The sequence below is a fragment of the Pseudomonas sp. GM41(2012) genome, assembly GCF_000282315.2.
GTDB lineage: Bacteria > Pseudomonadota > Gammaproteobacteria > Pseudomonadales > Pseudomonadaceae > Aquipseudomonas.
On record NZ_AKJN02000006.1, the window covers coordinates 1,296,493 to 1,322,378 of the forward strand.

25 protein-coding genes are annotated in these 25,886 nt (G+C 59.5%); 9 read left to right on the top strand and 16 right to left on the bottom strand.

From position 1 onward, the window contains the following. Window positions 1–11 precede the first annotated feature (11 nt). From PMI27_RS20090 to PMI27_RS20080, 3 genes are all read left to right on the top strand, one after another. Entirely contained in the window at window positions 12–893 is an 882-nt protein-coding gene (locus PMI27_RS20090; protein WP_161990859.1) for an ABC transporter permease subunit, read from the top strand. Then, entirely contained in the window at window positions 890–1,774 is an 885-nt protein-coding gene (locus PMI27_RS20085; protein ID WP_008151824.1) for an ABC transporter permease subunit, read from the top strand. The genes PMI27_RS20090 and PMI27_RS20085 overlap by 4 nt, the downstream gene beginning before the upstream one ends. Window positions 1,775–2,077: 303 nt before the next feature. Next, window positions 2,078–3,175 carry a polyamine ABC transporter substrate-binding protein gene (locus PMI27_RS20080; protein ID WP_008151822.1) on the top strand — a complete coding sequence of 366 codons (1,098 nt, stop codon included), beginning with the start codon at window positions 2,078–2,080 and terminating at the stop codon, window positions 3,173–3,175. Between the two features lie 253 nt (window positions 3,176–3,428). On the opposite strand, the gene thpR is transcribed toward PMI27_RS20080, so the two are convergent. Further along, complete coding sequence (thpR, locus tag PMI27_RS20075; protein WP_008151817.1) at window positions 3,429–3,968, bottom strand: RNA 2',3'-cyclic phosphodiesterase; 540 nt, start codon at window positions 3,966–3,968, stop codon at window positions 3,429–3,431. Between the two features lie 60 nt (window positions 3,969–4,028). Between thpR and PMI27_RS20070 the strand changes: the two genes are divergently transcribed. Then, window positions 4,029–4,223: a hypothetical protein gene (locus PMI27_RS20070; protein ID WP_008151815.1), complete on the top strand. Its 195-nt coding sequence runs from the start codon at window positions 4,029–4,031 to the stop codon at window positions 4,221–4,223. 14 nt (window positions 4,224–4,237) lie between these two features. Here the strand turns inward: PMI27_RS20070 and PMI27_RS20065 are convergent, their stop codons facing one another. Both PMI27_RS20065 and PMI27_RS20060 read right to left on the bottom strand, forming a co-directional pair. Further along, window positions 4,238–4,591 (bottom strand): DUF1428 domain-containing protein, encoded by a 354-nt coding sequence (locus tag PMI27_RS20065; RefSeq protein ID WP_008151812.1) that lies wholly within the window; start codon window positions 4,589–4,591, stop codon window positions 4,238–4,240. A gap of 16 nt (window positions 4,592–4,607) precedes the next feature. After that, on the bottom strand, window positions 4,608–5,675 hold the full coding sequence (locus PMI27_RS20060) for a hypothetical protein (protein ID WP_008151811.1): 1,068 nt from the start codon (window positions 5,673–5,675) through the stop codon (window positions 4,608–4,610). Between the two features lie 432 nt (window positions 5,676–6,107). On the opposite strand from PMI27_RS20060, the gene PMI27_RS20055 reads away from it, so the two are divergent. Next, window positions 6,108–6,368: a hypothetical protein gene (locus tag PMI27_RS20055; RefSeq protein WP_008151806.1), complete on the top strand. Its 261-nt coding sequence runs from the start codon at window positions 6,108–6,110 to the stop codon at window positions 6,366–6,368. On the opposite strand, the gene PMI27_RS20050 is transcribed toward PMI27_RS20055, so the two are convergent. The 6 genes from PMI27_RS20050 to PMI27_RS20025 all read right to left on the bottom strand — a co-directional run bounded on the left by PMI27_RS20050 (window position 6,340) and on the right by PMI27_RS20025 (window position 13,359). Next, window positions 6,340–7,287 (bottom strand): NAD-dependent epimerase/dehydratase family protein, encoded by a 948-nt coding sequence (locus tag PMI27_RS20050; RefSeq protein ID WP_008151803.1) that lies wholly within the window; start codon window positions 7,285–7,287, stop codon window positions 6,340–6,342. The two genes, PMI27_RS20055 and PMI27_RS20050, sit on opposite strands and share 29 nt — an antisense overlap. A gap of 3 nt (window positions 7,288–7,290) precedes the next feature. Further along, on the bottom strand, window positions 7,291–8,406 hold the full coding sequence (locus PMI27_RS20045; protein WP_008151801.1) for an HlyD family secretion protein: 1,116 nt from the start codon (window positions 8,404–8,406) through the stop codon (window positions 7,291–7,293). 6 nt (window positions 8,407–8,412) lie between these two features. Then, window positions 8,413–9,261, bottom strand: a complete 849-nt coding sequence (locus PMI27_RS20040; protein ID WP_008151799.1) for a hypothetical protein — start codon at window positions 9,259–9,261, stop codon at window positions 8,413–8,415. Between the two features lie 2 nt (window positions 9,262–9,263). Continuing rightward, window positions 9,264–10,592 carry a glycosyltransferase family 2 protein gene (locus PMI27_RS20035; protein ID WP_008151796.1) on the bottom strand — a complete coding sequence of 443 codons (1,329 nt, stop codon included), beginning with the start codon at window positions 10,590–10,592 and terminating at the stop codon, window positions 9,264–9,266. Between the two features lie 5 nt (window positions 10,593–10,597). Beyond that, window positions 10,598–11,986: a diguanylate cyclase domain-containing protein gene (locus PMI27_RS20030; RefSeq protein WP_008151794.1), complete on the bottom strand. Its 1,389-nt coding sequence runs from the start codon at window positions 11,984–11,986 to the stop codon at window positions 10,598–10,600. A 482-nt stretch (window positions 11,987–12,468) separates the two neighbouring features. Beyond that, window positions 12,469–13,359, bottom strand: coding sequence for a LysR family transcriptional regulator (locus tag PMI27_RS20025; RefSeq protein ID WP_008151792.1), 891 nt, complete (start codon window positions 13,357–13,359; stop codon window positions 12,469–12,471). 134 nt (window positions 13,360–13,493) lie between these two features. Here PMI27_RS20025 and PMI27_RS20020 point away from each other — a divergent pair, with 134 nt between their 5' ends. Continuing rightward, window positions 13,494–14,924, top strand: a complete 1,431-nt coding sequence (locus tag PMI27_RS20020; RefSeq protein WP_008151790.1) for an MFS transporter — start codon at window positions 13,494–13,496, stop codon at window positions 14,922–14,924. 13 nt (window positions 14,925–14,937) lie between these two features. Here the strand turns inward: PMI27_RS20020 and PMI27_RS20015 are convergent, their stop codons facing one another. From PMI27_RS20015 to PMI27_RS19990, 6 genes are all read right to left on the bottom strand, one after another. Then, entirely contained in the window at window positions 14,938–15,378 is a 441-nt protein-coding gene (locus tag PMI27_RS20015; RefSeq protein WP_008151787.1) for a cupin domain-containing protein, read from the bottom strand. A gap of 584 nt (window positions 15,379–15,962) precedes the next feature. Continuing rightward, the gene (locus tag PMI27_RS20010; protein WP_008151785.1) at window positions 15,963–16,898 is read right to left on the bottom strand and encodes a Ppx/GppA family phosphatase; all 936 of its coding nucleotides are present in this window, start codon (window positions 16,896–16,898) and stop codon (window positions 15,963–15,965) included. Window positions 16,899–17,020: 122 nt separating this feature from the next. Further along, window positions 17,021–17,869: a hypothetical protein gene (locus PMI27_RS20005; protein WP_008151783.1), complete on the bottom strand. Its 849-nt coding sequence runs from the start codon at window positions 17,867–17,869 to the stop codon at window positions 17,021–17,023. A 1-nt stretch (window position 17,870) separates the two neighbouring features. After that, window positions 17,871–19,112, bottom strand: a complete 1,242-nt coding sequence (locus PMI27_RS20000) for an NAD(P)/FAD-dependent oxidoreductase (RefSeq protein WP_008151780.1) — start codon at window positions 19,110–19,112, stop codon at window positions 17,871–17,873. 18 nt (window positions 19,113–19,130) lie between these two features. Continuing rightward, a complete protein-coding gene (locus PMI27_RS19995) occupies window positions 19,131–19,451 on the bottom strand; it encodes a MocE family 2Fe-2S type ferredoxin (protein ID WP_008151778.1) in 321 nt (106 codons plus the stop codon). 37 nt (window positions 19,452–19,488) lie between these two features. Further along, window positions 19,489–20,601 (bottom strand): fatty acid desaturase family protein, encoded by a 1,113-nt coding sequence (locus PMI27_RS19990; RefSeq protein ID WP_008151776.1) that lies wholly within the window; start codon window positions 20,599–20,601, stop codon window positions 19,489–19,491. Between the two features lie 182 nt (window positions 20,602–20,783). Here PMI27_RS19990 and PMI27_RS19985 point away from each other — a divergent pair, with 182 nt between their 5' ends. Further along, a complete protein-coding gene (locus tag PMI27_RS19985; RefSeq protein ID WP_008151775.1) occupies window positions 20,784–21,833 on the top strand; it encodes a LacI family DNA-binding transcriptional regulator in 1,050 nt (349 codons plus the stop codon). Here PMI27_RS19985 and PMI27_RS19980 read toward each other — a convergent pair. Further along, window positions 21,813–23,819 (bottom strand): sigma-54-dependent Fis family transcriptional regulator, encoded by a 2,007-nt coding sequence (locus PMI27_RS19980; protein WP_033053138.1) that lies wholly within the window; start codon window positions 23,817–23,819, stop codon window positions 21,813–21,815. The genes PMI27_RS19985 and PMI27_RS19980 overlap by 21 nt on opposite strands. A 211-nt stretch (window positions 23,820–24,030) precedes the next feature. On the opposite strand from PMI27_RS19980, the gene PMI27_RS19975 reads away from it, so the two are divergent. Then, window positions 24,031–25,053 (top strand): Gfo/Idh/MocA family oxidoreductase, encoded by a 1,023-nt coding sequence (locus PMI27_RS19975; protein WP_008151771.1) that lies wholly within the window; start codon window positions 24,031–24,033, stop codon window positions 25,051–25,053. Next, window positions 25,050–25,838 carry a TIM barrel protein gene (locus PMI27_RS19970; RefSeq protein WP_008151768.1) on the top strand — a complete coding sequence of 263 codons (789 nt, stop codon included), beginning with the start codon at window positions 25,050–25,052 and terminating at the stop codon, window positions 25,836–25,838. The genes PMI27_RS19975 and PMI27_RS19970 overlap by 4 nt, the downstream gene beginning before the upstream one ends. Window positions 25,839–25,886: the final 48 nt, after the last annotated feature.

The window sequence follows — 25,886 nt, forward strand, 5'->3', positions numbered from 1 at the left end:
TTATGCGGCTGATGCCGAGTGGTCGAAAGCTCGTCATCGGGGTTCCTTTCCTGTGGCTGTTCCTGTTCTTCATGCTGCCGTTCTTCCTGGTGATGAAGATCAGCTTCTCGGAAGCGGCCCTGGCCATTCCTCCTTACTCAGAGATCTACACCTTCGCCGAGCAGAAATTCCAGCTGCTGCTGAACCTCGGCAACTACTCGTTGCTGACTCAGGATGAGTTGTACATCTCGGCCTACTTCGGCTCGTTGAAGGTCGCGTTTTTAAGCACGCTGATGTGCCTGGTGATCGGTTTCCCGATGGCCTATGCGATCACCAAAGCGAGCAAGGAAACGCAAAACGTTCTGCTGCTGTTGATCATGATGCCGACCTGGACCGCGATCCTGATCCGCGTTTACGCGTGGATGGGCATCCTCAGCAACAACGGTTTGCTCAACGCGTTTTTGATGTGGACCGGGCTGACCGATCACCCGATCGAGATCCTCAACACCAATACCGCCGTGTATATCGGCGTGGTGTATGCGTATCTGCCGTTCATGGTGTTGCCGTTGTACGCCAACCTGGTCAAGCACGATCAAAGCCTGCTGGAAGCCGCTTCGGACCTGGGTTCGAGCAACTTCAACAACTTCTGGAAAATCACCGTGCCGCTGGCCAAGAACGGGATCATCGCCGGCTGCATGCTGGTGTTCATTCCAGTAGTCGGTGAGTTCGTGATTCCGGAGCTGCTGGGCGGCCCTGAGACCCTGATGATCGGTCGCGTGCTGTGGCAAGAGTTCTTCAATAACCGCGACTGGCCGGTGGCGTCTGCCCTGGCGGTGGTGATGCTGTTGATCCTGATTGTGCCAATTCTGTTGTTCAACCGCAGCCAGGCAAAAGAGATGGAGGCACGGGGATGAAACGCTTCGGATTTTCAAAGTTCATGCTGATTTTCGGCCTGTCGTTTATCTACCTGCCGATGTTGATTCTGGTGATCTACTCGTTCAACGCCTCGAAACTGGTAACCGTATGGGGCGGCTGGTCGTTCAAGTGGTACGCCGGCCTGCTCGATAACTCGCAACTGATGGGCTCGGTAGTGCGCTCGCTGGAAATCGCCTGCTACACCGCGATTGCCGCGGTGGCGCTGGGGACATTGGCGGCGTTTGTGCTGACTCGCGTCACTCGCTTCAAGGGCCGCACGTTGTTCGGTGGTTTGGTGACGGCGCCGCTGGTGATGCCGGAAGTGATCACCGGTCTGTCGCTGTTGCTGCTGTTCGTGGCGATGGCGCAGTTGATTGGCTGGCCGCAGGAACGTGGCATCGTCACCATCTGGATCGCTCACACCACGTTCTGTGCGGCGTATGTGGCGGTGGTGGTTTCGGCGCGCTTGCGTGAGCTGGACCTGTCCATCGAAGAAGCGGCCATGGACCTCGGGGCGAAGCCGTTCAAGGTGTTTTTCCTGATCACCATTCCGATGATCGCGCCATCACTGGCGGCCGGCGGCATGATGTCGTTTGCCCTGTCGCTGGATGACCTGGTGCTGGCGAGTTTCGTGTCCGGCCCGGGTTCGACGACCCTGCCGATGGAAGTGTTCTCGGCGGTGCGTCTGGGCGTGAAGCCTGAGATCAACGCCGTGGCCAGCCTGATTCTGCTCGCCGTATCGATCGTGACCTTCATGGTCTGGTACTTCAGCCGCCGCGCCGAAGCGACCCGCAAACGTGCGATCCAGGAAGCGATGGACCAGACCGCCAGCGAATCCTGGCAGCAACCTGAAAAACAATTGGTAGAAGCGACGGCCTAGGCTGTTGAGTTAACTGTGGCGAGGGAGCTTCTGTGGCGAGGGGATTTATCCCCGTTCGGCTGCGCAGCAGTCGTAAAACAGGTGTACTCGGTGAACCTGATACACCTCGGTTGCAGGTTTTGGGGCTGCTTCGCAGCCCAACGGGGCGGTGCGACGTTTCGATAAATCCCCTCGCCACAGGGTTTGGGTTTAACCCACATGTTCTGTGTTAACTGCACAGGGTTTGTGTGTACTGCACAGGTTGTGTGTTCACTGCATTTTTGCTGTGTGATTTTGAATAAAAAGAGAAATGGAGTTGTACCGATGAAAATGTTTGGCAGGACTCTGCTGACACTGTCCTTATTGGGCGCGATGGCCACCGGCGCCCAGGCCAATGACAAGGTACTGCGCGTCTACAACTGGTCGGATTACATCGCCCCGGACACCGTCAAGAAGTTCGAAGACGAGACCGGCATCCGCGTGACCTACGATGTGTTCGACAGCAATGAAACCCTTGAGGCACGGCTGCTCGCCGGCAAATCCGGCTACGACATCGTCGTGCCGTCCAACAGTTTCCTGGCCAAGCAGATCAAGGCTGGCGTCTATCAGGAACTGGACAAGTCGAAGCTGCCGAACTGGAAAAATCTCAACCCGGTCCTGCTGAAAAACGCTTCCGCCAGCGATCCCGATAACGGCCACGCCTTCCCGTACATGTGGGGCTCGATCGGCATTGGCTTCAACCCGGAGAAGGTCAAGGAAGTGCTCGGCAGCAACGCGCCGACCAATTCCTGGGACTTGCTGTTCAAACCGGAAAACGCCGCGAAGCTGAAAGCCTGCGGCATCAGTTTCCTGGATTCGCCGACCGAGATGCTCCCGGCCGCCCTGCACTATCTGGGTTACCCGGTGAACTCGCAGAACAAGGATCAGATCGCCGAAGCTGAAGCGTTGTTCATGAAGATTCGGCCGTCGGTGGCGTACTTTCATTCGTCGAAATACATCTCCGACCTGGCCAACGGCAACATCTGCGTGGCGGTCGGTTACTCCGGTGATGTGCTGCAAGCCAAGGCGCGCGCTCAGGAAGCGGGCGATAAGGTGAAGGTCGATTACAGCATTCCCAAGGAAGGCGCCGGCAGCTTCTACGACATGGTCGCTATCCCCCGGGACGCGGCGAACGTGGAAAACGCTTACCTGTTCATGAACTTCCTGATGCGCCCGGACATCATCGCCGAGATCACCAACAACATCGGCTACAGCAACGCCAACGCGGCGGCCACGCCTTTGGTGGATGAAGCGATTCGGGATGATCCGGGGTCGTATCCGTCGCAGGCGGTGATGGCGACGTTGTATGCCATTCCGGACATGCCGATTGGCGTTCAGCGGGTGATGACCCGCGGGTGGACGCGGGTGAAGCTCGGCAAGTAATTCACTCGAAGCCGCCATCGCGAGCAAGCTCGGCTCCTACAGGGGAGCACAAAATGACGAGCGACGCTGATCCTGTAGGAGCCGAGCTTGCTCGCGATGAGGCCATAACATCCAACATCAAAATTGCAGATTACCGTGTCAAAGATTTCCGTTCACGCAGCGCCTTACCACCGCTGCACTCCTATCTGTAGAACGGCCTCACCTGGCTTCCTCGGTTAAGGTGATTTTGGGCGCCCTCCTCGGGCGCCTTTTTTTATGAGGGGACGAGCGGCCACTCGGCCAGCGCTCGGTAGCGGCCCTTATGGGATTCGAACAGGGTGAAGTGATCGGCCCGCAGATAGAATTCGGGCGGCGTCGCTGACTCAGGCACCGGCACTCGGTAATCGCGCATCAGCGTCAGATGCGGCCGAAACTCCTTCGGCGAATCCTCAAACCCGAACGGCAGCATTGCCTGCTCAAGCGCATACACCAGCCGCAGCAACTCCGGTGATGCCTGCTCCGGCGCGAGCACCAGCACCCCTGCCCTGCGCCAGACATCCAGCCGATCAAGCGCCACCCTCAAAGGCGCACCCGGCGTTCGAATGTTGGCAGCGGCCGTGCAGATATCGGCGATTTTCGCCACTTCGACAGCCCCCAAAAACTTCAACGTCAGGTGAAAGTTCTCCACCGGCACCGGGCGTCCGCTCCTGAGCCCTAGTGAGCTGCGCCATTGGGCAATGGCTCGACGTTGCTCGGGTGTGCAGTTCAGGGCAAAAAACAGTCGTTTTAACGGCTCATGGGATTCATCGTTCATAGCTGGCACCTCCTGACATCCAAGTTATAGTTCATGCAAAGGATTCAACTGGAGGGGGCCATGCGCGAGATCATCAGCAAGGAACCGTGGTGGGCCGTGCCACCGAAACCCGGTCAGGATGAGTCCGAGCTGGAATGGGGCTGGCTGGTTCATTACAACGAAGGTGAGCCGCGCTTCGAGTTCATCAAAGAGCGGCCGACGGACAGCGAGATTCGTAATCGCAAGAGCTGCAGGACCACCCCGACGCCGGAGTGATCCTGTCGCTGGCTTCAGGCTTTAACGATCATTTCGAACCCGCCAAAGATCAGCCTCTGGCCATCAAATGGCATCGGGTTCACATCCTGCTGCATGCGCGGATCGTTCATGAGTTTCTCCATGCCTGCATCGCGGGTGGTCTTGTCGGGCCAGATGATCCAGGAAAACACCACGGTTTCGTCTTCCTTGAGTTTTACCGCCATAGGAAACGAGGTCACTTTGCCGTCAGGGACGTCGTCGCCCCAGCATTCGGCGACGCTGAGTGCGCCGCTCTCCTTGAAAATGACCGCGGCGGTTTCGGCGTGTTTCTTGAATTTTTCGCGGTTGGCGGTGGGTACAGCTGCGATGAAGCCATCAACGTAGGACATGGTCGTTCTCCTTGGGTTATGGGGCGATCTGCTGGTTAGTCGATTCCGTCGGTGACCAATCGACAGATCCGCTGCCCGAACTGACCGACGGTACTTCGGCGCTCCCCGCCAGATTGCCCTCGATCTGCGCCGCCATGTACAACGTGCCGGCCATCACGCCGGTGGTCGGATTTTGCACCAGCTTCAGCCAGGCTTTGTCGAACGTGTTACCCAGACTGCTGCGAATCAGTGCCTCGCTGTCAGGCCGATCATTGGCCTGGATAATCGCGCGGATCCCCGCCACACCCACGGAAATCAAGCCCCCGACCAATTTACCCGCTGCAGCGGCCACTGCACTGGCGGCACCTCGCGGGACCATTTCGGCTTCCATCCGTTTGCTGGCGCGCTTGGCCACCGGGGCCATGGCGGTGTCTGTCGAAGCCACCCCCTTGTCACCGCCGGCCTTGTGGATTTTCTCGATCAGCGCCGCATAGGCCGGCAGCGTAGTCAGTGGTTGGGTGTGCACCACTTGATACAGCGAGGCGTCCCGGGCAGGCGGTGGCCCGAGGGCGATGGCGGGGATTTTCTGGATCCGCCCGTTGAGCTGAGCCATCGGCACGCCGTGGCGCTGGGAGATTTTCTGCAGTTCTTCCTGAAGGATGTCGACGTAGAACGCCGTTGCCTGGCCGAGAATCGCATCGGGATCGATTTCCACCGCGACCGGCGCCAGCACGCGCTGCTGGTATTGCTCCAGCAGATAGGCCGCCAGGCGCTTGGCCGAGGCATCTTGCTCGCCCTTGGCGCTGATGGTGTACCAGCTGACTTTCATCGACAGCCATTCCTGAGTCCAGTAACTGCTGAACCAGGGAATGAAGTTCTCTTCGGTCAGTTGATAGACCCGTGTTCGCCAGTAATCCATGGCACCGCGCGCGTAGATTTTGGTCTGCTCGGTGGCCGATTGCGACGCCGCGACAATCTCTTGGTCGACGATCTGCCAGGTGCTTTGGGAAACAACCACCGGCACCACTTCCACCGGGGCGCGCGCAGTCGTGACGCATCCCGCCAACACCACCAACACGGCGACGATCAGCGAACGCACGTTCAAGGTCGCGGTTCCTACAGACTTGCCCGAACGGGATGTCCGGTGTTCAAAGGTCTATTAATTTGAGTATAGGTGTCGGTGTTTGTTCGTTTGGGGTTGAGGGTGTTCTTAAGGGCCTCTTCGCGAGCAAGCCCGCTCCCACATTTGATCTTCAGTGGACACAGTATTTGTGAGCGCCACGGGACAAATGTGGGAGCGGGCTTGCTCGCGAAGAGGCCGGAACAGTCAGCGACCCACCATCACTTATGTCGATATTCACCATCGCCGCGAATGCCTTCCGCTCAAAAACCGTCAGCGTAGGATCAGCCCTAACCCAACGCAAAACCCCGCATCGGAGGGGCGAATCATGATTATCCATCTCCTGACCTGCCTGGCCCTGACAGCCGTGACACTGAGCGTTTTTTCCTGGTACGTCCTGTCCGAAGAGCGCACGTCATGATCCACTCCGTGACCCTGGCCGTAAGCTTTGCGGTGTTCGGCAATAACTACTATTCCCAGTCATTCGTTTCGCGCAAAACGTTCGAACTGGTGTTCGATAAAAACTTCGAGGCGTTGCTGATGCCGTCCGCCGCCAATCACTTCAACAATGAAGTGATCGGGCTCAATGATCAGTTCCGGTTCCTGAGCGATGTACTGGAAGAGCACCTGCTGGCGACTGAGCTCGCCGCTACCGCCCCCCGGAATCGATACTTCTGAGCAACTGCCCCAGGCCCTCGGTAAAACAGGTCGGTGAGCTCAAGGAAAAACGCTCAAGCAGGCGACTGTTGTCGGCTCGCGAATGTTTGATATCACCGGAACGCGGCGCGTCGTAATTCAATGTCAGGGACCGTCCCAAAAGCTCGCTTAACGTCGCCGCCAGTTCGTTAACGCTGGTGGATCGGTTAAACCCGACATTGACCGGCTCGTTAATCGGCTCTGACTCACTGACCGCCTGTACCAGGACCTTTACCAGGTCATTGACGTATACAAAATCCCTTGTTTGCTCCCCATCGCCATAAACCGTGATGGGGAGTTTTTTTTGCGCCCTCTCGCTGAAAATGCTGATGACACCGGAGTAAGGCGATGACGGGTCCTGACGGGGTCCGTAAATATTGAAAAACCGCAGAATGACCGGTTCAAGACCGTGTTGGCGTCGGTAGAAATCGAGAAAGTGTTCGCTGGCCAGTTTGTCGGCGGCATACGGCGTCAGCGGATTCTTGGGCGTGTCTTCGGTAATCGCCATGCCCTCGCCATTGTTGCCATAGATCGCCGCGCTGGACGCATAAACCACTCGTCTTACGCCTGCCTGGCGCATGGCTTCGCAGATGTTCAGCGTGCCGACGAAATTGCTTTGGTGAGTCGCGACCGGGTCATCGACCGACGCCTGCACCGAGGCCACCGCCGCCAGATGCACCACCGCGCTACAGTCTTTCATCGCCCGTTCTACCGTCGGCGCGTCGGCGACATCCCCCACCACCAGGGTCAAATGGCAGCGATCAATCGGCAAATTCGACAATTTTCCACTGGAAAGATCGTCCAGAACCCGAACGCTATAACCGCTTTCCAGCAGTGCTTCGACCAGGTGCGAACCGATGAAACCGGCACCGCCCGTCACAAGAATTCGTTCAGCAGTCATGATTTATTTACTCCCCGGTGCAGTGGTGGGTGTTTTATCCATTGCAATGAAGTCGCCTAATTGCGAAATCAGTTCACGGCTGTCACTGAGCATTCGTTGCCAGTCGGTGGGAAAACGAACATTCAACGGCAGTTGATCGATTCTCCAGCGCGGCGACAGGGGGTGATCAAACCGGGCGGCGACCTGCAAGCCCATCTCGCTGGCAGCGAACGGCCCACGCAACACCGTCGGCGTGCGACCGGCGCTGTCGACGGCCTGGACAACATGGGCCGCCAACCACTCGCCATCGGGCATGCGAACGCGCAGCGGCTGGCCAATCGCGGCGTAGCTGATGTTCAGCGGTTCCAGATAAATCCACAGCAGAGGCTCTTCCAGCCGCTCAAGGCGCATCAACAACGTACCCGCACCGACGTTCTCGCCGGGCGTGACCAACACCTCCGCAATGCGACCGCTCTGCGCCGCCTTGACCGACAACGCGGCGAGGCGCGTTTTCAACCACTGTTGCTCGGCGGTCTGTTGAATGATTTCGCGCTCCACGCTCAACGGCGACTGACGAGCCAGTTGTTCACGGCGCTCGAACGCCAACAGGTCCGCTTTAAATGCGTCAAGTTCAGACTGCGCGGCCAGCACTTCTCCACGAGACACGGCGCCTGAATCAACGAGGTCTTCAAGCACCTGTACGCGCTCCTCCGTCCTGCTCACTCGGGTCTTGAGCAACTGACGCTCCCTCGTGTCCAGTTTGGTGTTGGTGACGGGCACCGATTTCTTCGGCATCGCGGCGAGCTGCGAGAGCCGCGCACGCCATTCGGGATTGTCGAGATTGACCAACGGCTGATCGATCTGGACCTGCTCCCCGGCCATGACGAACAGCTGATCAACCCGACCGGCATCCCGCGCCCGTACCTCCAGAATCGGCAGGCGCAATTGAGCCGGCGCGTCGATCATCACCAGGCCGTAAGTCAGCCGCGCTCCCAGCCAGATCAAGGGACTCGCGACCAGGAACAGGATCAAATACCAACGCGCGCGAAACGCCATGCGTTTGCCCGGCGCGTAGAGCACCGTCAAACCCTGCTCCTGAGTAGGATTCAGTTCTTTGCGACTATCGAATCGAATCTTCATGACGGCTCACCGTTTTGGAAAGTCTCGCCAGGCTTGCCAGTCAATGCCGGCAATCCCCCGTGGTTGCAGCTGTTCGCGCCAGACACTGGTCTGGTGCTGCAACTGCTCAGTCGACGCGCCGGCCCAGGATTCAGTGGCATCCAGTTGCGGCTCTGTGCTTTGCGCCAGGCGAAATTGCAGATCAGGCCAACGTTGGGCGATCTGCTCTGCCATTCGTGCGCTGTTTTTCGGGTTACGGGTGTAGATCATCAAGCTGACCTGACGCACGCCCGCCTCGGGAAGCGCGCACGGCAGACAGGTTTTGCCGGGTTTTGCCTCAGCGAACCAGCGATGGTGACTGGAGATTTCTACCGGCCAAGGGCTGGCAGCTGAGGCTGCGCGTAAGGTATCGAGCAAGTCCTTCAAGCGCTGATCAGGGACCGGCACACCCAGTTGTTCGAGTTCCAGGTCCAGGTGCAGGCTGGTGAATGAAAGCCCCTTCAGCTTCGCCAGTAAGTCGGTGAGCTGATGGCGTTCCTGCGGCTCGATCCAGGCCGGATCGCCGAGCAACAGGCTGACTTGCACCCCCTTGCCGGCCGCGTCCTGCAGCAATTGCGCCAGCCGTTGGCGCGTGGTGGCAAGGTCTTTCAACTGGGAGGACTTGAGGCCAAGGTAGATCTTGTCCATCCCGGCCCTACGCAATTGTTCGAGTTCCGCCTTGCGTTGATCGGGATCGAGCAACGCTTCGCTGTCCCAGACATAACTGGCCTGGGACCATTGGCTCGACGGCGCCACCGCCGCCTGAGCCGGCAGGGGTTGTGCGGCCAGTATCATCGGGGGCAACGACAGCGTCAGCAGCAGAAGTATCGATCGCATAATCAAAACCTCGTGGCTCGTTTAAGCACCCACCACGGCGCCATAGAGCTTTCTTCGTGGCCCCGGCGAAAGATCTCGTTGAGCATGGCCACTGCGCTCCAGCACCGCAGGAGTAGCATGAACAGCGGGAAGAAAGGCACCAACAACCCCAGGACAATGTCCTTTGCAGGCCGGTCGGACACCATCAACAACATGGCGGCGAATAACATCGCGGTGATCGCCAGGTACAGCGCATAGATCAGTACAAACAGAAACAACAGCGTCTTGCCCGGCAGAACAAATAGCGCCAGCAAGGTGTAGCTGAAGATGAGAAACGGCAGCACCAGCTGAAAAAAGAAGCCGCTGAGCAGGATCATCAGAAAGGTCGGCCAGCCCAACAAACTGGGGTTGATGTTGTGGTGGTGCTTTCTGATGTACAGAAAAAACAGGTCGCCATCCCAGCGCAAGCGTTGCATCAGAAACTGACTGAGCGTCGACGGTGCATCGGTGTGTCCAATCGCTTCCGGCTCGAAGGGAATCCTCAAGTCGTGTCGCTTGAAGTAACTTTTGATGCGCAACGTCAGGTCCAGATCCTCCGCGGTGTGCGTGTTCCAGCCACCGATTTTCACCAGGAAGCTGCGGCGGAATGCCCCGAAGGCCCCCGAAACGTTATTGACCAGGTTCCATTCGGCCAGACCGATTTTCGACATGTGGATGGACAACAGGTATTCCAGCGCCTGCATCGCGGTCACCCACGAAGCCCAGACATTGCGCACTCGCAGGCTACCGGCGACCGCAGGCACCGACGGGTCCTCGAAATGGCGCACGATGGAGCTGACCATGTTGTTGTCGAAGGATGTATCGCCGTCGAGCGCCATCACGATTTCACCGCTGGCAAGCGACAGGCCGGCGTTCAATGACGACACCCGCCCGCCCCTCTGCCATTTGGCGATCGGGCGCAAATGGCGTCTGGGGTACAACTGCGGATCCACGTTGAACTTGCGAACGGCGCTGAGCGTCGGCTGGTTCACCGTGGCCCCGTCCACCACCGGAATCATCTCGATGTGGCCGGGGTACGTCTGCTCGCACAGGCTTAACAGCGTGGTCTGAACGTCCATCCCTTCGCTGTAGCAGGTAATGATGCAAGAGACCTTGGGCCGATAGACACTGATCTTCGGTATACGGGTACGCCGACGTGCGAACCAGCGCAATACTCCCAGCATCACCATGATCATCAGGGGCAATTCAAATATCAGAAACAAAGGGAAAAGCATGAAAAACACCCGGCTCAAACCATCCGGCCCCATGAGCGAGCTGAGTGCGCTGAGGAGTTGCTCCAGGAAAGGGCTCATGGCGGTCACACCAACTCACTGGCCAGACGGGCCAGTAGTAGTTCGCCATCTTCCTGCTCGAGCAGATCCTGGGGCGCCGTGATGCTGACGACACGCAAGGAAATGTCGCTGACCTCCGGTGCTGAAAACAATTCGGCGACCCGGCTCAAGCGTTGTTTGACGGTTTCCAGGCCCTTGTCATCGGTATGCGGAAGCATGATCCAGAAGTACTCTTCGGTACTTCGAGAGCAACGGTCCGTGTCCCTGACGGTTTCTTTCAAACGCTCGGCCACGCTATCGATGAAGGCATGACCGTGATGTTCACCCAGGCGAGTCAACGTTTCGGCCAGGTTGACGAAGCGCAGACCGAGCAGTGAGAAGGCAGGCGTCTGGTAGCGGCGTACGACCTGCATCTGCCAGGTCAGCAGGTCATAGAAATCCTTGCCGCCTAACAGATTGAGTCGTCCGAAGTGATGGACCGTCTGATCGCTGAACTCCTGGCGGCAGCGGAAACGACCGGCCTCGGCCAGGCGAAAATCTCTGACCTCGCGTACGCGCAACTTGTCAGGCGTGTGTGACAGGCCGCAATCCAGGCAGCGCGCCTGCACGTCGGCATCGACAAAAAACGCCTGACATGACCGACAGCGATAGTTCTCCATAGGGCGGTCGTAATCGCTGCCGATATGGCGCAACCGGTTCAAGCAGTTGGGGCACAACAACACCCCGTCTTTGAGAAAGTTTTCCTGTGGCCCCACATGCCCACAGGTAAAGCAGTGCAATGAAGGCTGCCGTGAAATGTCCAGGGCCTGGCATTCGGCACACACATCAATGTAATTGAGCCGGCCCGAGCCACACTCCGAACACAGGCGAACGCGATCGACCAGGACCCCCTCTTGCAGCCAGTCCTGCTGCACCATCAAGCTGAGCCAGACAAACGAGTTGACCTGCTCGTTATCAGCCAGGGCGTCCAGCAACGGATAGCGATAATGCTGAGGCACCTCCGGGTCTCGAAGGGCATAGATGTGTGCGTTGTCGCGCAACCACAACCATGAAAGCACCCGACTTTCAAAACGCTCGGGGGCAGAACCCTGTTTGAACAACCTGTAGCGTTCTTGCCACACGCTCCAGAGGGTTCTGATTTCGTTGGAATCGACAGGGCACCCGCCATCACCCAAGGCTTCACACCAGCCGTTCTGATCACGGCAACAGTAAATGAGGTTGTAGCGATAAGGAGGAATGGTGCGCAACTTTCGAAGCACCCGCCCTGCGTAAGCGGCTGGCAGGTCCAGCAGCACGACATCGAAGGCGGGGGCAGCCAACAAGCTGGTTATATCGGCAAAGTGTTCAATCTCTGGACTGTTCAAGCTGGGAGCTCTAATACCCAGTATTGCAATCCGTGGAGTTTGAGTCGGCATGACGCATGGCCTCTGCAGACAGACAAGTACGATTAAGACGAGTTAGAAACACTAGCACCGCACCGGAAAAACGTCAGTATTATTATGAAGTTATTTTTTGATATATAGACCGCCAATATTTCGCCATCCACCTCAATTGGATCCCGCCTTGTCCGCCGAGTTTCGGCGCAATAAATCGCCTTATCGAAAGAAACTATAATTACTTATATTTCATCTAGTTACACACACTAAGTAATTTAATAGTTACAACTACACTCACTACTAGTTAATGGCCACTATTGATAGCGCTGCGCCACTTAACGGCATCAGCAGTTAATTCCCATTTGCGACAAACCCCTTCAGTACCGCCTGTGTATTAATAAGTTCAAAGTATTTTTATACCGAAATTGCTCACTTATAGAGCCAGAATAGTCATGCAATAGTTACACGCGTGAAACATCTCTGTTTCAATAATGAACATTAGATCAAATCTGACAACTTTCTTACTCGGCACACACCTCTCGAAGGCAACCCCGCAACCAGCGATGCACAGGATCGGCATCCAGCCGCGGATGCCAGAGCATGGCGACGGTGAACGCCGGCAGAGACAACGGCAGTGCAAAGCTGTGCAGGCCGGTGCGCAGGCTGGCGGTGTGGCGTTCGGGAACGCTGGCGATCAGGTCAGTGGCCCGGGCGAGCGCCAGCGCAGTGGAGAAACCTGCAACGATGGTTGCTATGTGCCGCTCCAGTTCATGGCGCTCAAGGGCTTCATCAATGGGTCCCTTGTCGAGCCCCCGCCGAGAGACGCTGATATGGTTGCCCGCCGCGTAACGCGCGGGGGTTATCTCGCCTTCGCTCAGCGGATGCCCTCTTCGCACGACGCCAATAAAACGATCCCGAAACAAGCCCTGGGTACGCAACTCCGGCCCAGTGGCCTTCCCCACCACACCTGTTTCCAGATCGACCGTCCCATCGCGCAGTGACGCGCTGTCTTTGTCCGGTTTGTGCATGAAGCGCAGCCGCACGCCAGGGGCTTGCTCGGCGACGCGGGCAATCAGGTCCGCGCCAAAATTCTCGACAAAGCCTTCACTGGTGCGCAGCGTGAACGTGCGGCTCAGCTGCTTGAGGTCGGGTTGCTCGGCAGGCCGAAGGACCGCTTCTGCGTCCAGCACCAGCTGACTGACCCGCTCGCGCAGTTCGAGCGCTCGCGGGGTGGCAACCAGGCCCCGTCCGGCCCTGACCAACAGCGGATCGCCGGTGGTTTCACGCAATCGCGCCAGTGCCCGGCTCATGGCCGACGGGCTCAGCCGCAAGCGTTTGGCGGCGCGCGCCACGCTGCCTTCGGCGAGCAACACATCAAGGGTAATCAGCAAGTTGAAATCGGGAGTGGACATGCGGCGCCCCGTGGCAGAGTGATATGGCGTTTAACGCACGTATCAAGTGCAAACGGTGCGTCTTCCGCCATGTTAGGCCGAGGCGTAGCTTTCTGATAGCTCCGCTTCGGGAGTGGCCAGAAAAGAGGAACAGCATGAAATCAATCAGCGCAGTCGCAGAGCGTGCACAACAGACACCGTCGGTTCGGTGGGCGCTGGCCAGTCTTTCACTGTCGATGCTGCTGTCCTCGCTCGGCACCAGCATCGCCAATGTGGGTTTGCCGACCCTGGCCCAGGTGTTCAACGCCTCCTTCCAGGATGTGCAGTGGATCGTCCTCGCCTACCTTCTGGCTATCACCACCCTGATCGTCAGTGTCGGGCGGCTCGGTGACCTCACTGGCCGTCGGCGGCTGCTCTTGACCGGCATCGGCGTGTTCACCCTGGCGTCGGCCCTGTGCGGCTTTGCGCCCACGCTCTGGATGCTGATTGGCGCCCGGGCGCTGCAGGGAATCGGTGCGGCAATCATGATGGCGCTGACCATGGCCTTTGTTGGCGAGACGGTGCCGAAGGCAAAAACCGGCAGCGCCATGGGCTTGCTCGGGACGATGTCGGCGATTGGCACCGCGATGGGGCCGTCGCTCGGTGGCCTGCTGATTGGCGGGTTTGGCTGGCAGGCGATCTTCTTCATCACCGTACCGCTGGGCTTGCTGACGCTGGTGCTCGCGCATCGTTACTTGCCTGCCGATCGCCAGAAGCCCAAGACCGCTCGAGCCGGCTTCGATCCGCTGGGCACGCTGCTGCTGGCGTTGACGCTCGGCGCTTATGCGCTGGCCATGACCCTTGGGCGAGGCAATTTCGGGCCGTTCAACATCGCTTTGCTGTTGGCGGCCGGCGGCGGCGCCTGCCTCTTTGTATTCACCGAGGCGCGAGTCGCCTCACCGTTGATTCGATTGGCGATGTTCCGCGATCCCGTGCTCAGTGGCAGCCTCGCCATGAGCCTGCTCGTCGCGACCGTGATGATGGCGACCCTCGTGGTTGGCCCCTTCTATCTCGCGCATGGGCTGGGGCTCGATGCCGTTCTGGTTGGACTGGTCTTGTCGGTCGGGCCGTTTGTCGCGGCGCTGACGGGTGTGCCCGCTGGCCGTATTGCCGACCGCTTTGGCGCCCAACGCATGACCCTCGCCGGGCTCATCGCCATGGCGACCGGGTGCCTCACGCTGTCGGTATTGCCGGAGACGTTCGGCATCGGCGGCTACCTCTTGCCCATGGTCGTGATAACCCTCGGCTATGCCCTGTTCCAGACCGCCAACAACACGGCGGTCATGGCGAATGTTGAGCCGGACCAGCGAGGCGTCATCTCCGGCATGCTCAACCTGTCGCGCAATCTAGGGCTCATCACCGGGGCGTCCGTCTTGGGCGCGGTGTTCGCGCTCGCATCGGCCTCGGTCGACATGGCAACGGCGCGACCCGAAGCGGTTGCCAGCGGTCTGCGGATCACCTTTGCCGTGGCGCTGGTGCTGATCGCTTTCGCACTGGCCATCGCGTTGGGAAGCCGCGCGCTGGCAGTGCGTCGTGACCGCCGGTAAGCCGACAGGTCGTTTACTTTTCCAGCACGACCAGTGGCGTGTCTTTCTTCACAATGTACGTCGCCAGCTCAGACGCTTTGCCCGCGCCGACGTTCTTCGCCACGTGCGCAGTGCCTGCGGGGATGTACAAGGAATCGCCAGCCTTGAGCGTTACAGGAGGCTGACCTTCGAGTTGATATTCAAACGTGCCTTCAATGACGTGGGCCACTTCCACCCCGGGATGCGAATGCTTGGGGGACACCACACCTGGCTCGAAATCAACGCGGACCTGGATCACTTCACGCCCGGCGACGTCGAGGTCCTGGCGCAGCAGATCGGTGCGGTGAAGGCCCGCCTGCCAGTTTTTTACAGCAGGCGCCTCTTCAGCTTGAGAGAGGCCCGCGAAAGCGGTGAGTGCCGCGGCAACGGCGACGCCGAGCATGCCAGCGCAGATACGGTGGTTGAAACGGGACATGGCATTTCTCCAATCAATCAATGCGCGGGAATGCGCGCGGAGCTTGCCGCGGATGCGGTGGCGCTATTGGGAGGCCGCCGTGTATCGCGCAAGTGTCGCCAATGCCTTGGTTTTGTATGCGAAGGTAGCTGCAGGTGCGCGGGATACGTTCCGATACAAACAGATCCCGCGAATACGAAAAAGCCCGCACAAGGCGGGCTTTGTAATTCGAGTAGGTGGCCGGCGCTGGTCTCCGGCTTACAAGGTTTATCAGGCCTCCCACAGAACAGTTTTGTGCTGTCCTGCTTCACACGGCATAAGGGCTGGATCTCAGCGCGGAGATCTTTCTAACCGTGTACCCTTCGGAACGCGCCCCACGTTTCCTCGCCATCCGCTTGCGCATCAGTCTGCGTCTTCACCTACAACTTCAAGACTAGTACAAACTCCAAAGCACAAAGTGGACTTTTTAGAACGATTTTGCCCTGTGGGAAGCGCGGCAGGATGGAAAAACACTAACGCCCTGATGCGATCGCGAATTTCCTGAAGGGCATGACGAAAAGGCTCACGTCGCTGGCCGTCATCGAAGCAAGGTTGCTACGGGCTGATCAGTGTTTACTCATCAGACCATGCAGAACGCCGAACCTCAGACCCGGTTCGGAAGGCGTCATCTGCAAGACACCAAACACCTTGAATGCCGCCAGCATGAGCACCAGACCACCAGGCAAGATGCTCTGGCGATGGGTTTGCAACCCCGCCAGGCCGAGCTGTTTGACATGCCCCACTTCAAGCAGGCGCAACGACAAACGCAACAGGCCGCTGTAGGTGATGCCGCTTTCGCCATCGTCGTTCAACCCGTTGGCCTTGAGGACTTTGGCCAGCATCCGTGCGGTGCCTGAAGAGCCAATCACCTGCTGCCAACCCAACGCGCGATAACGACGTGCCACTTTTTCAAATTGCAGAGTGGCTACGCGCTCAGCTTCCAGGAGCGCCTGAGCCGTGATGCAGCCCCCCTGAAAGTAACGCGCGCCGAAGGTGCCGCTGCCTATGGCAATACTCTCGGTCATCAAGGGTTGAGCGCCCTGCCCCAGAATCAATTCAGTGGAGCCGCCACCGATATCCACGACCAGTCGCCTGTTTTCGGTACCGGGTATCGTATGGGCAACACCGGCGTACACCAGTCGGGCCTCTTCATGCCCAGAGATGACGTCAATCCGAAATCCCAGGTGCCGCTCCGCGCTGGCTAAAAACAGTTGCGCATTGTCGGCGTCGCGCACGGTACTGGTCGCCACCGCCCGCACACGACCGGCCTCGAAGCCGCGCAACTTTTTGCCAAATCGCGCGAGCGCTTGCCAGCCCCGATCCAGCGCCAACTCGTCCAGCGCACCGCCTTGAAAGCCTTCTGCCAAACGGACAGGTTCACGCAGGGTTTTCACTTCCTGGATAACGAACCCCTGACGCCGTCTGACTGACTGGCCGATTATCATGCGAAACGCATTGGAACCCAGGTCAATGGCTGCAAATAGAGAGGCGTCTCCTTTCATGGGGGGATTCCTTGCAAGCGAGCGCTAGGCGGTTTGCGAGGATCTTGCCATGGGGTCGATGACGCTAAGATGACACCCTCTTTCCTATATGGGTCAGTGCGTCCGACCGGTCGTGCATTGAGTCAACGGCCCTCGAGAGATCGTGCCTGGCACTCCTTCCAGACCTTGCGCATCAACTCCTTGAGCATCAACGCCTCGGCCCAGCGATCGGTAATATCGCCTCCGTTGGCCCCTGTAATGGCATACGGCGGCGGGCCGAGTTCACAGGTAAAAGGCAGGCTGGAGGGTGTGTTCGGTCGGGCCAGCCAATCCTCGATCCCATAGCGCCACCAGCCCAGGAAACGCTCCAGCCAGGGTCGATGTTGGGCGAAACTCAAAGGCACTTGGACCTGTTCGCCGTTGGAAACACGACCATGGAACCCCCAACTGTGACGCAGGATGGTGTGGATCTGTTCGTCGTCTTCGGCGGTGGCCGGCTCTGGCAGTTCGCGGCCCACGACATAGTGGGACAAGTCAGCCAACAGCTTGAGATCGGGCATTTCAGCGAGGATGTCGAGGGTAAACAACAGGTCGCTGGTGAGGCGATAACGGTGGGTTTCCAGCAGGATGGGAAAATCCACCTGTTCGGCCAGACGTTGCCAGCCTTCGATCAGCTTGATCGCTTGCGCCAGCGTGCGCGGCCTGACGTCGGCTTGCAGCGTGAGGTGGTGGCAGCCGTAGCAGGAGGCGACATCAATTGCCGCCGCCAGATCATCCACCGTGCGAGGGAACAGCTGACCTTCGATTTGCAGGCCCTGCGCCTTGGCGGCGGCACTCAGGCGCGCTGCATGTTGCGCGACCCAGAAATGGTCGGTGATCCCGTCGTAGCCAGCGGCGGCGATTTTCTCCAGCTGCGCTTCCAGCGCAAGGTCGCATTGGCCGCGATGATCTTGCATGGCCCACAGGGACTGGAATACCAGAAATTCACGCATGTCAGCTCCTGAGCAGTTGTTTGAGCGGCACACCGGCATCGGCCAGCGCGTCCACCGAGACGGAGTTATGGGGAGCGATCAGCCGTTCGCACAACTTGATGTCCTTGGCGACGCTATTGCCCTGACCCCAGCCGCAAGCACCTTGCAGGCGTTGCTGGGCATCAAGGTAGAACAACAGGAAACCACCGCCCTGGGTTGTCCGGATTGCCGTGGGTTCGGCGTTCGAAATCACGCCCACGATCTGCAGCCCCCAGTCGTACTGATCAGACCAAAAACCGGGAATGACCTCGAAGGGCTGCTCGCCGCCCAACAGATTCAGGGCAGCGTGATGGCCCTGGGTCTCGGCATTGCGCCAGGTTTCCTGACGCTGAAAATCGCCTTGCGGGTGCAGCTGAAACTCACAGACATCGCCCGCCGCAAAGATGTCAGGCGCGCTGGTGCGCAACTGGGCATCGACACGGATGCCCTGCCTGACCTCGATCCCAGCGGCGGCGGCCAATTCAATGTTGGGTTGCATACCGATGCCCACTACCACCAGGTCGCAGGGCAGAAGCTGACCGTCGACCAGTTGCACCGCCTCGACGCAAGCGTTGCCTTGCACCGCCTCAATAACCACGTTCAAGCGGACATCCACGCCTTGGCTACGATGCAGTTCCAGCAGGACGCTGGACAGTTGCTCCGGCAACACCCGCCCCGCCAGGCGCGGTCCGGCCTCGAGCAACGTCACCGAGCAACCCAGGGCACGGGCGGTTGCGGCGACTTCAAGTCCGATGAAGCCGCCGCCGATGATCACCAACCGGGCACCGGGCCGCAACGAAGCGCGCAGTGCCAGCGCTTCGTCGTGGGTCCGCAGGTAAAGCACGTTGCCCAGATGCTCGGGCACAGAACTCAGTCGCCGCGAGCGCCCTCCGGTGGCGAGCAACAGACGCGCATAGGTCAGCCAGCTACCGTCGGCCAATTGCAAACGATGCTGTTGCGGGTCCAGGCTTTTTACCGGATTGCCGGCCAGGTGTTCGATCTCCAGTTCGGCGAGCCGAGTGCTGTCGCACAAGCTGTAGCCCGCAAGATCTACCGTGCCCTGCAACAATCCCTTGGACAGCGGCGGACGTTCATACGGAGGGTGGGACTCGTCGCCGATCAGAATCAGGCGACCGCTGTAACCTTCAGCACGCAAGGTCAGGGCCGCTCGGCCGCCCGCATGCCCGGCGCCAACGATGACCAGTGGAGCATTGGCAGAATTCATGGCGCAGACTCCCTGCAATTAAACCGTGATGGCGAGCAGGACACGCCCCGCCTCGACCCGCACCTGATAGGTCTTGAGGTTGACGCACACTGGTGCGCCAAGGGCTTTGCCGGAGCGGTAGTCGAAGCGCCCGTTGTGCTTGGGGCACTCGATGACATGCTCCATCACCAGGCCATCGGCCAGGTGGATGGACTCGTGGGTGCACAGGCCCGCGGTGGCGAAGAACTCGCTGTCGGCGGAGCGGTAGACGGCATAGGTGTGCTGGCCATGGTCGAAACGAATGACGTCTTCTTCATTAATCTCGCCCACGGCACATACGTCGATCCATTGATCGGTCATGGCGCTTTCTCTTGTTAGTGGTACAGACAGGAAGGTGTCAGGCCGGCGTTGATTCAGCTTCCGCCCGGGGGGTTGCGGCAGGCTCTGCACGTTGTGGCAAAGGGCGACGGATGAAGTAAGTCGGGTCTTTGCGCTGCTTCCAGATGGTCGGGAGGATTTCTTTGAAGGCTTCGAACAGGCTGGAGTAAGGCGGCGGGCAGTCGCGGCGGATTTCTTCATGAAGTTGCGCCAGCGCATGAAACGGCACCATCGGATACATGTGATGTTCGAGGTGATAGTTCATGTCGAGGTACATAAAGCGCAGCACTGGGTTCATGTAAATCGTGCGGCAGTTGCTGCGGTGATCGAGCACGTCCTCGGCCAGGCCGACATGCTGGGTCAGGCCGAACAGGTAGGACAGCCAGCCGCCATAGAGGGTTGGCAGACCGATAAACATCAGCGGCAACCAGCTTTGCAGATACAGTGCAGCGCCCACGACAAACCCATAAATCACCAGCCAGACCCGCGCGTCTCTCGCCACCTTGGGCCACTCGGATTCCGGGATGAACGTCTGCTCTTCTTCATCCATTCGCCCGACTGCATGCCGGCAGACCGACCCCATCGTCTTCAACGCGTAGGGCATCCTGAACAGGCTCAGCACCATATTGATCAGGCTCGGCGGACGCGGCTCGACGATCTCCGGATCGCGACCGACGATGATGGTGTCGGTGTGGTGCCGTGCGTGGCTCCAGCGCCAGACCTGAGGTTCGAACATGAACATGAAGCTCGACAGCTGGTAGACCGCATCATTCATCCAGCGGGTTTTGAACGCCGTACCGTGACCCGCTTCGTGCCAGCGGGCATTGGACGCCGTGCCGTAAAGCAGCCCATAGACGAAGAAGAACGGAACGCAGGCCCAGGAGCCCCAGAACCAGTAACCGCCGAAGCCGGTGACGACCATCGATAGCAACCAGATCGCGGTATCGCGCAAGGCCGGGCCGTCGCGGCGCTGCATCAATTCCTTCATGCGTTTACGAGAAATGGGCGATTGGTACCAGGTGGCCGACACCAAGCCTTTTTGCGCCGCTTTGGCGGCTTCGGGACCGGTCAACCGATAATCCCGAGGCACGGGTTTATCGCGGTTTTCATAGGCTGCGTTTTGTTCAGGCATTTTATTGTTCTCCGCAAGCTTGATGGTTTTAGGCACTTGCATCGATGCGGGATCACATCGTTGGAGAAACGATAGAGAGCCCAAAGATTACCCTCAAGCCCTTGAATACATTCCCTATCAAGCTATCATCCAGGCCCAGCAAGGCTTGATAGTTTTCTATCAAGGCGTTTTCGGGACACGCCATGAACCACACTAAACGCCCCACCATCGCCACGGTCGCCGAGCACGCTCGCTTGAGTGTCGCCACCGTGGACCGGGTACTCAACGCCAGGGCACCGGTCAACCCGGCCACTGCCGAGCAGGTATTCCAGGCCGCCGAAGCCGTCGGTTATTTCGCCGCCCGGCTGATCGGGCAGCGGATCCGCGAACGGCGTCCCAGTTATCGTTTCGGCATCCTCTTGCTCGGTACCGCCCAGGCGTTCTATTCCAATGTTGCCGCCGCCATCACCGAGGCGGCGCAGCGTCACACCGGCGCCAACCTGAGCTGTCAGTTCGAGTACGTATTCGATCGCACACCGAGCGCCATCGTTGCTCAGATCGAACAACTGGCGGTGCAGTGCGATGGGCTGGCGGTGGTCAGTTTCGCTCACCCGCTGATCAATGCCGCCATCGCCCAGATCAGAGAGGCCGGCGTGCCGGTGATTGCCCTGCTGTCCGACATCGATGAGGCCGCGAATGAGCCTTACGTCGGCCAGAATAATCATGAGGTCGGGCGCACCATGGGCTGGCTGATGGCTCACACCTGTGGCGCACGCAAAGGCAGCATCGGGGTCCTGCTCGGCGGCCACCGTTTTCTCGGCCATCAGGCTCGGGTGGAAGGGCTGCGCAGTTACCTGGCGGAGCATGCACCCGGGTTGCGGCCGCTTGAAGCGGTGATCAATCTGGATAACTGCGATATCACCGAAGAGGCGACCCTGGAACTGTTGGCACGGCATGACGATTTGCGCGGTTTGTGCGTGGTCGGCGGTGGCGGCGACGGGATCATCAGTGCCCTGTCGCAGCTACCGAAGCAGCCGTCGCTGTGCTGCATTTTGCAGGAATCGACCGAACTGTCGCGCCAGGCTTTGTCCCAGGGTTTGATCAGCCTGGTCATCGATTCCCAGCCGCGATTGCTGGCGGCGGCGCTGGTCGATTTGCTGGTGGAATTGCAGACCGCGCCGGACTTCGATCCGGCCCGGCATCGCATCCATATTCCCTTGCAGATCGTCACGTCAGAGAACGCCCGGCCCTGAACGGAAAGCATCGGCACTCAGCCCGAACCGATTCATCTTGTTGTACAGCCCGCCACGAGAAACGTTCAGCTGTTTGGCGGCCAGGCGGATGTTGCCGCGGGTATCCTTCAGGGCTGCAATGATCGCATTCATTTCATGGGCGCCAAGGTCCAGTGCGGCCCGGGGTTCGGGCACATTTCCCGGCGCCGACGGTCGCTGCCTTTGCTTGATTTCAAGCGGTAGATCACCCGGCTGGATCAGTTCGGTCATCGCCAGGTTGGTCGCCCGTTCAATGGTGTTTTCCAGCTCGCGAACGTTACCCGGCCAGTGGTAGGCCGACAGAATATCCAGCGCCTCTGGCGAGATTCCCTGCACCGATTTGCGCAGTGAGCGGGCGCAACGGCTGAGAAAATGTCGCGCCAATAACGGCACATCTTCGTGGCGCATCCGCAGCGGCGGAACCGTCAGGTTCAGGACATTGAGCCGGTAGTAAAGATCCTCGCGGAAAGCACCCTCGGCCACCGCCTGACTCAGGTTGCGGTGGGTGGCCGCGATGATGCGCACGTTAACCTGCTGCGATTTTTTCGCGCCCACGCGCGTCACCTCACCTTCTTGCAAGACGCGCAGCAGACTGACCTGGGCATCAAACGACATGTCACCGATTTCATCGAGGAAGATCGTTCCGCCATCGGCCAATTCGAACTTCCCGGCGGAGCCTCCGCGCGCTGATCCGGTGAAAGCGCCTTCGACATGACCGAACAGTTCGCTCTGCACCAGATCTCGCGGAATGGCCCCGCAATTGACGGCCACAAAAGGACCGCTGCAACGGTCACTGGCGTTATGGATCGCCTGGGCGAACAGCTCTTTGCCGGTGCCGCTTTCACCCAGGATCAGCGTGGTCGAATCACTGCGACTGGCAATCCGCCCCAGGTGCAGCGCGTCTTGAATGGCTCGCGAACTGCCCTGAATGGTCTCGAAGGTGTAGCTGGCCTGGGTGCCGATGATCCGCCGGGTAATTTCCCGGATGCGCCGGTTCTCGCGCAACGAAACAATGCGGCCACCCTGCTCCAGCGAGCACACGGACACCAGGCACGCCAGTTGACTGCGATCATGCAGCTCGAAGGTGCAATCCAGGTCTCTTATCCCTTCATACTGCTGCCCTTCCCCGCCGCGCAGCAGAATCTCATCGGTCAGTTCGCTCTGGCCCAAACGCTGGAACGGGCTGCCCAGCAGGTCCCGGCCCACGCGAAACAATTGGCGGGCATAACGGTTGAGCGCCTTGATGCAGCCCCGCTCGTCCAGCACCACCAGTCCTTCGTTGAGTACTTCCAGCACGGTTTGTTGTTCTTCCAGCAGTGCTTGCAGCGCCATCTGCCGTGAGACCGCTTCGGCCGCTGCCTGCACGGTGCCCAGCGTATGGAAATGAAACCAGCCCGGCTCGGCGGTCAGGGTCAGCATGGCCAGTGTCCGGCCCTGCGCATCCCGGATCGGTGCGGCGGCACAATGCATGCGCCGCCGACGCAGGCCGATCCCGAAGTTTTCCTCGGCCAGCACATACACCAATCGGTCCTCGGCAAGCGCCAGCCCCGTGCAGTTGGTGCCCTGCACCGACTCCAGCAGCCGACTGCCCACCGGCGTGAGGTCCAGGCCGCAGTAATACAATGTGGTCCCTTCGGCATCGGTCAGGTTGATATGGCCTCTGGGGTTGTAGGCCAGCAACCCGCGCATGACCTCCGCCGCCGCCGTGATCAACACACGATTGGCCGCCAGCGTTGCGGCCAGCACTTCAGGGGCGACAAAACGGTATTGGCCATCATCGGGATCGAGGCCGGCACTGACGCTGCGCAGCCAGGAGTCCCAAATAATCTGCCTGACCCCGGCAGGTCGATCGGTGCGACCGTTCAGGCACGCCAGCCAGGCCTGCTCCAGCTCAGCGATCGGTCCTTCGTTCAACGACGCAGGACCGAGCGCCGTAATGTAATCGAGGTCTTGCACGCTGAAGGCCATTGGCTGGGGGATCACCGTTCGCTCCTATGTTCATATTTTCGACATGTCAGTATAGACATGTCATCGAAATGAACACTTATTTCAAACTGATTTGAATACTTCCTTAAATATCAATGACTTAAATATTGGCACAGCCCTTGCTTCGTGCTTTGTACCAGCGAGGACATTCCTGCTGTCGAGTCATTGAACAACAATAAAAGGGAGTCATTTCATGAGTACGTCCAAGATCATTCGCCTGGGTCTCATCGGTGCTGGCCGCATGGGCAGCTTTCACGGCCTGACGGCCGCCCGGCACATTCCCGGCGCCTGCCTGGCTGCCATCGCCGACCCGACTCCCGGCCAGGCCGCCCGCCTGGCGGCAGAGTTGGGTGTGCAGCGGGTTTATACCGATCCACAGCAATTGCTCGATGACCCGGAAATCGACGGCGTGTTGATCGCCGCCCCGGCCCGCAGCCATGCCGAACTGGTGATCAGTGCAGCCCGCGCCGGCAAAGGGGTGTTTTGTGAAAAACCCATGGCCATCACCCTGGACGAGGCCGACCGCGCCATCGCTGCCGCTGCCGACGCACGGGTGACACTGCAAGTCGGCTTCAACCGGCGCTTTGCCAAAAGCTTCCGCGCGGCTCATCTGGACGTAGTCGCCGGTCGGATCGGCACGCCGCAACTGTTGCGCTCACTGACTCGCGACCCGGCGCTGAACAATCCGGCCGCCTCGCCGCAGTGGGTGATTTTCCTCGAAACCCTGATTCATGACTTCGATACCCTGCGCTACCTGAATCCCGGTGCCGAAGCGGTCGAGGTTTTTGTCATGGCCGATGCCCTGATCGCACCGGACTTCAAGGACAAAGGCTTCCTCGACACCGCCGTGGTCACGATCCGTTTCGACAACGGCGCCATTGCCACGGCCGAGGCCAATTTCCAGGCCGTCTATGGCTACGACGTTCGGGGGGAGGTGTTCGGCAGCGCCGGCATGCTGACCATGGGCAGCGTCAATGAGTCTGATCTGGTTCGCTATCTGGCCAATGGCATCCAGGCCGACACCCAGCGCCTGGACACCGACCTGCTGCGTGATGCCTATGTGGCGGAGCTCAACCACTTTGTCGACTGCCTGCGCACTGGCGAAAAACCACTCGCCAGCGGCGAAGATGCCCGGGCTGCATTGGCCATTGCCCGTGCGTGCATCGAGTCCTTCCAGCAAGGCAAAGCGGTGCGCGTGCAAGGAGCCCGTTCATGAGTTTCATACCGTTCAAACTGGCGATCAGTGCCGAGATGGTCTTCCTCGATTTGCCATTCACCGAGCGCGTCAAACGGATTCACGCGCTGGGCTTCAGCGCCGAACTCTGGGACTGGACGCAGAAAGACATTCCAGCCCTTGTCGCCACCGGCGCTGATTTCACCTCGATGACGGGTTACATCTCGGGCAACCTGACCGATCCCGAAGACATCCAGCACCTGCTCGACAGCGCACGGGAATCGCTGGCCGTCGCCGCCCAACTGAATTGCCCGAGCCTCAACTTGCATGGCACTGGCCTGGGCGACAAAGGTTTGCCGGTCAAACCCGTGGCCCTCACCACGGGACGCATGTGGTTGAGCGCCTGCAAGACCCTGGAAAAAATCGCCCGCCTGGGCGAAGACGCAGGCCGGGTATTCTTGCTGGAAAACCTCAATACCGAAGTGGACCACCCCGGCACTCCTTTCGCTCGCGCCGACGATACCCTGGCGCTGATCGAGGCCGTGGGCAGCCCGCATTTGAAGATGAACCTGGACCTTTACCATGCGCAGATCGGCGAAGGAAACCTGATCGAACTGATCCAGCGCGCAGGCAGCGCCATCGGGGAAATCCAGGTCGCCGATGTGCCCGGTCGCATGGAACCGGGCACCGGTGAAATCCATTATCCGGCCATTGCCAAAGCGTTGTTCGGCATGGGATACACCGGGGTTGTCGGCCTCGAGGGCTGGGCCAGTGGCGACAGCGAAGCAGCACTCGAACGCTTCCGGCAAGCCTTCACGCTGGATTGAGGACACTGGCGCTCTCGGCGGGTTTGATTCAAAGAGCGCCAGCAACTC

Bases quoted from the DNA above. Each gene is read 5' to 3' on its own strand.
- PMI27_RS20090 (WP_161990859.1), top strand. From the start codon at position 12: ATGCCGAGTGGTCGAAAGCTCGTCATCGGGGTTCCTTTCCTGTGGCTG.
- PMI27_RS20085 (WP_008151824.1), top strand. From the start codon at position 890: ATGAAACGCTTCGGATTTTCAAAGTTCATGCTGATTTTCGGCCTGTCG.
- PMI27_RS20080 (WP_008151822.1), top strand. From the start codon at position 2,078: ATGAAAATGTTTGGCAGGACTCTGCTGACACTGTCCTTATTGGGCGCG.
- thpR (WP_008151817.1), bottom strand. From the start codon at position 3,968: ATGAACGATGAATCCCATGAGCCGTTAAAACGACTGTTTTTTGCCCTG.
- PMI27_RS20070 (WP_008151815.1), top strand. From the start codon at position 4,029: ATGCGCGAGATCATCAGCAAGGAACCGTGGTGGGCCGTGCCACCGAAA.
- PMI27_RS20065 (WP_008151812.1), bottom strand. From the start codon at position 4,591: ATGTCCTACGTTGATGGCTTCATCGCAGCTGTACCCACCGCCAACCGC.
- PMI27_RS20055 (WP_008151806.1), top strand. From the start codon at position 6,108: ATGATCCACTCCGTGACCCTGGCCGTAAGCTTTGCGGTGTTCGGCAAT.
- PMI27_RS20050 (WP_008151803.1), bottom strand. From the start codon at position 7,287: ATGACTGCTGAACGAATTCTTGTGACGGGCGGTGCCGGTTTCATCGGT.
- PMI27_RS20045 (WP_008151801.1), bottom strand. From the start codon at position 8,406: ATGAAGATTCGATTCGATAGTCGCAAAGAACTGAATCCTACTCAGGAG.
- PMI27_RS20040 (WP_008151799.1), bottom strand. From the start codon at position 9,261: ATGCGATCGATACTTCTGCTGCTGACGCTGTCGTTGCCCCCGATGATA.
- PMI27_RS20035 (WP_008151796.1), bottom strand. From the start codon at position 10,592: ATGAGCCCTTTCCTGGAGCAACTCCTCAGCGCACTCAGCTCGCTCATG.
- PMI27_RS20030 (WP_008151794.1), bottom strand. From the start codon at position 11,986: ATGCCGACTCAAACTCCACGGATTGCAATACTGGGTATTAGAGCTCCC.
- PMI27_RS20025 (WP_008151792.1), bottom strand. From the start codon at position 13,359: ATGTCCACTCCCGATTTCAACTTGCTGATTACCCTTGATGTGTTGCTC.
- PMI27_RS20020 (WP_008151790.1), top strand. From the start codon at position 13,494: ATGAAATCAATCAGCGCAGTCGCAGAGCGTGCACAACAGACACCGTCG.
- PMI27_RS20015 (WP_008151787.1), bottom strand. From the start codon at position 15,378: ATGTCCCGTTTCAACCACCGTATCTGCGCTGGCATGCTCGGCGTCGCC.
- PMI27_RS20010 (WP_008151785.1), bottom strand. From the start codon at position 16,898: ATGAAAGGAGACGCCTCTCTATTTGCAGCCATTGACCTGGGTTCCAAT.
- PMI27_RS20005 (WP_008151783.1), bottom strand. From the start codon at position 17,869: ATGCGTGAATTTCTGGTATTCCAGTCCCTGTGGGCCATGCAAGATCAT.
- PMI27_RS20000 (WP_008151780.1), bottom strand. From the start codon at position 19,112: ATGAATTCTGCCAATGCTCCACTGGTCATCGTTGGCGCCGGGCATGCG.
- PMI27_RS19995 (WP_008151778.1), bottom strand. From the start codon at position 19,451: ATGACCGATCAATGGATCGACGTATGTGCCGTGGGCGAGATTAATGAA.
- PMI27_RS19990 (WP_008151776.1), bottom strand. From the start codon at position 20,601: ATGCCTGAACAAAACGCAGCCTATGAAAACCGCGATAAACCCGTGCCT.
- PMI27_RS19985 (WP_008151775.1), top strand. From the start codon at position 20,784: ATGAACCACACTAAACGCCCCACCATCGCCACGGTCGCCGAGCACGCT.
- PMI27_RS19980 (WP_033053138.1), bottom strand. From the start codon at position 23,819: ATGGCCTTCAGCGTGCAAGACCTCGATTACATTACGGCGCTCGGTCCT.
- PMI27_RS19975 (WP_008151771.1), top strand. From the start codon at position 24,031: ATGAGTACGTCCAAGATCATTCGCCTGGGTCTCATCGGTGCTGGCCGC.
- PMI27_RS19970 (WP_008151768.1), top strand. From the start codon at position 25,050: ATGAGTTTCATACCGTTCAAACTGGCGATCAGTGCCGAGATGGTCTTC.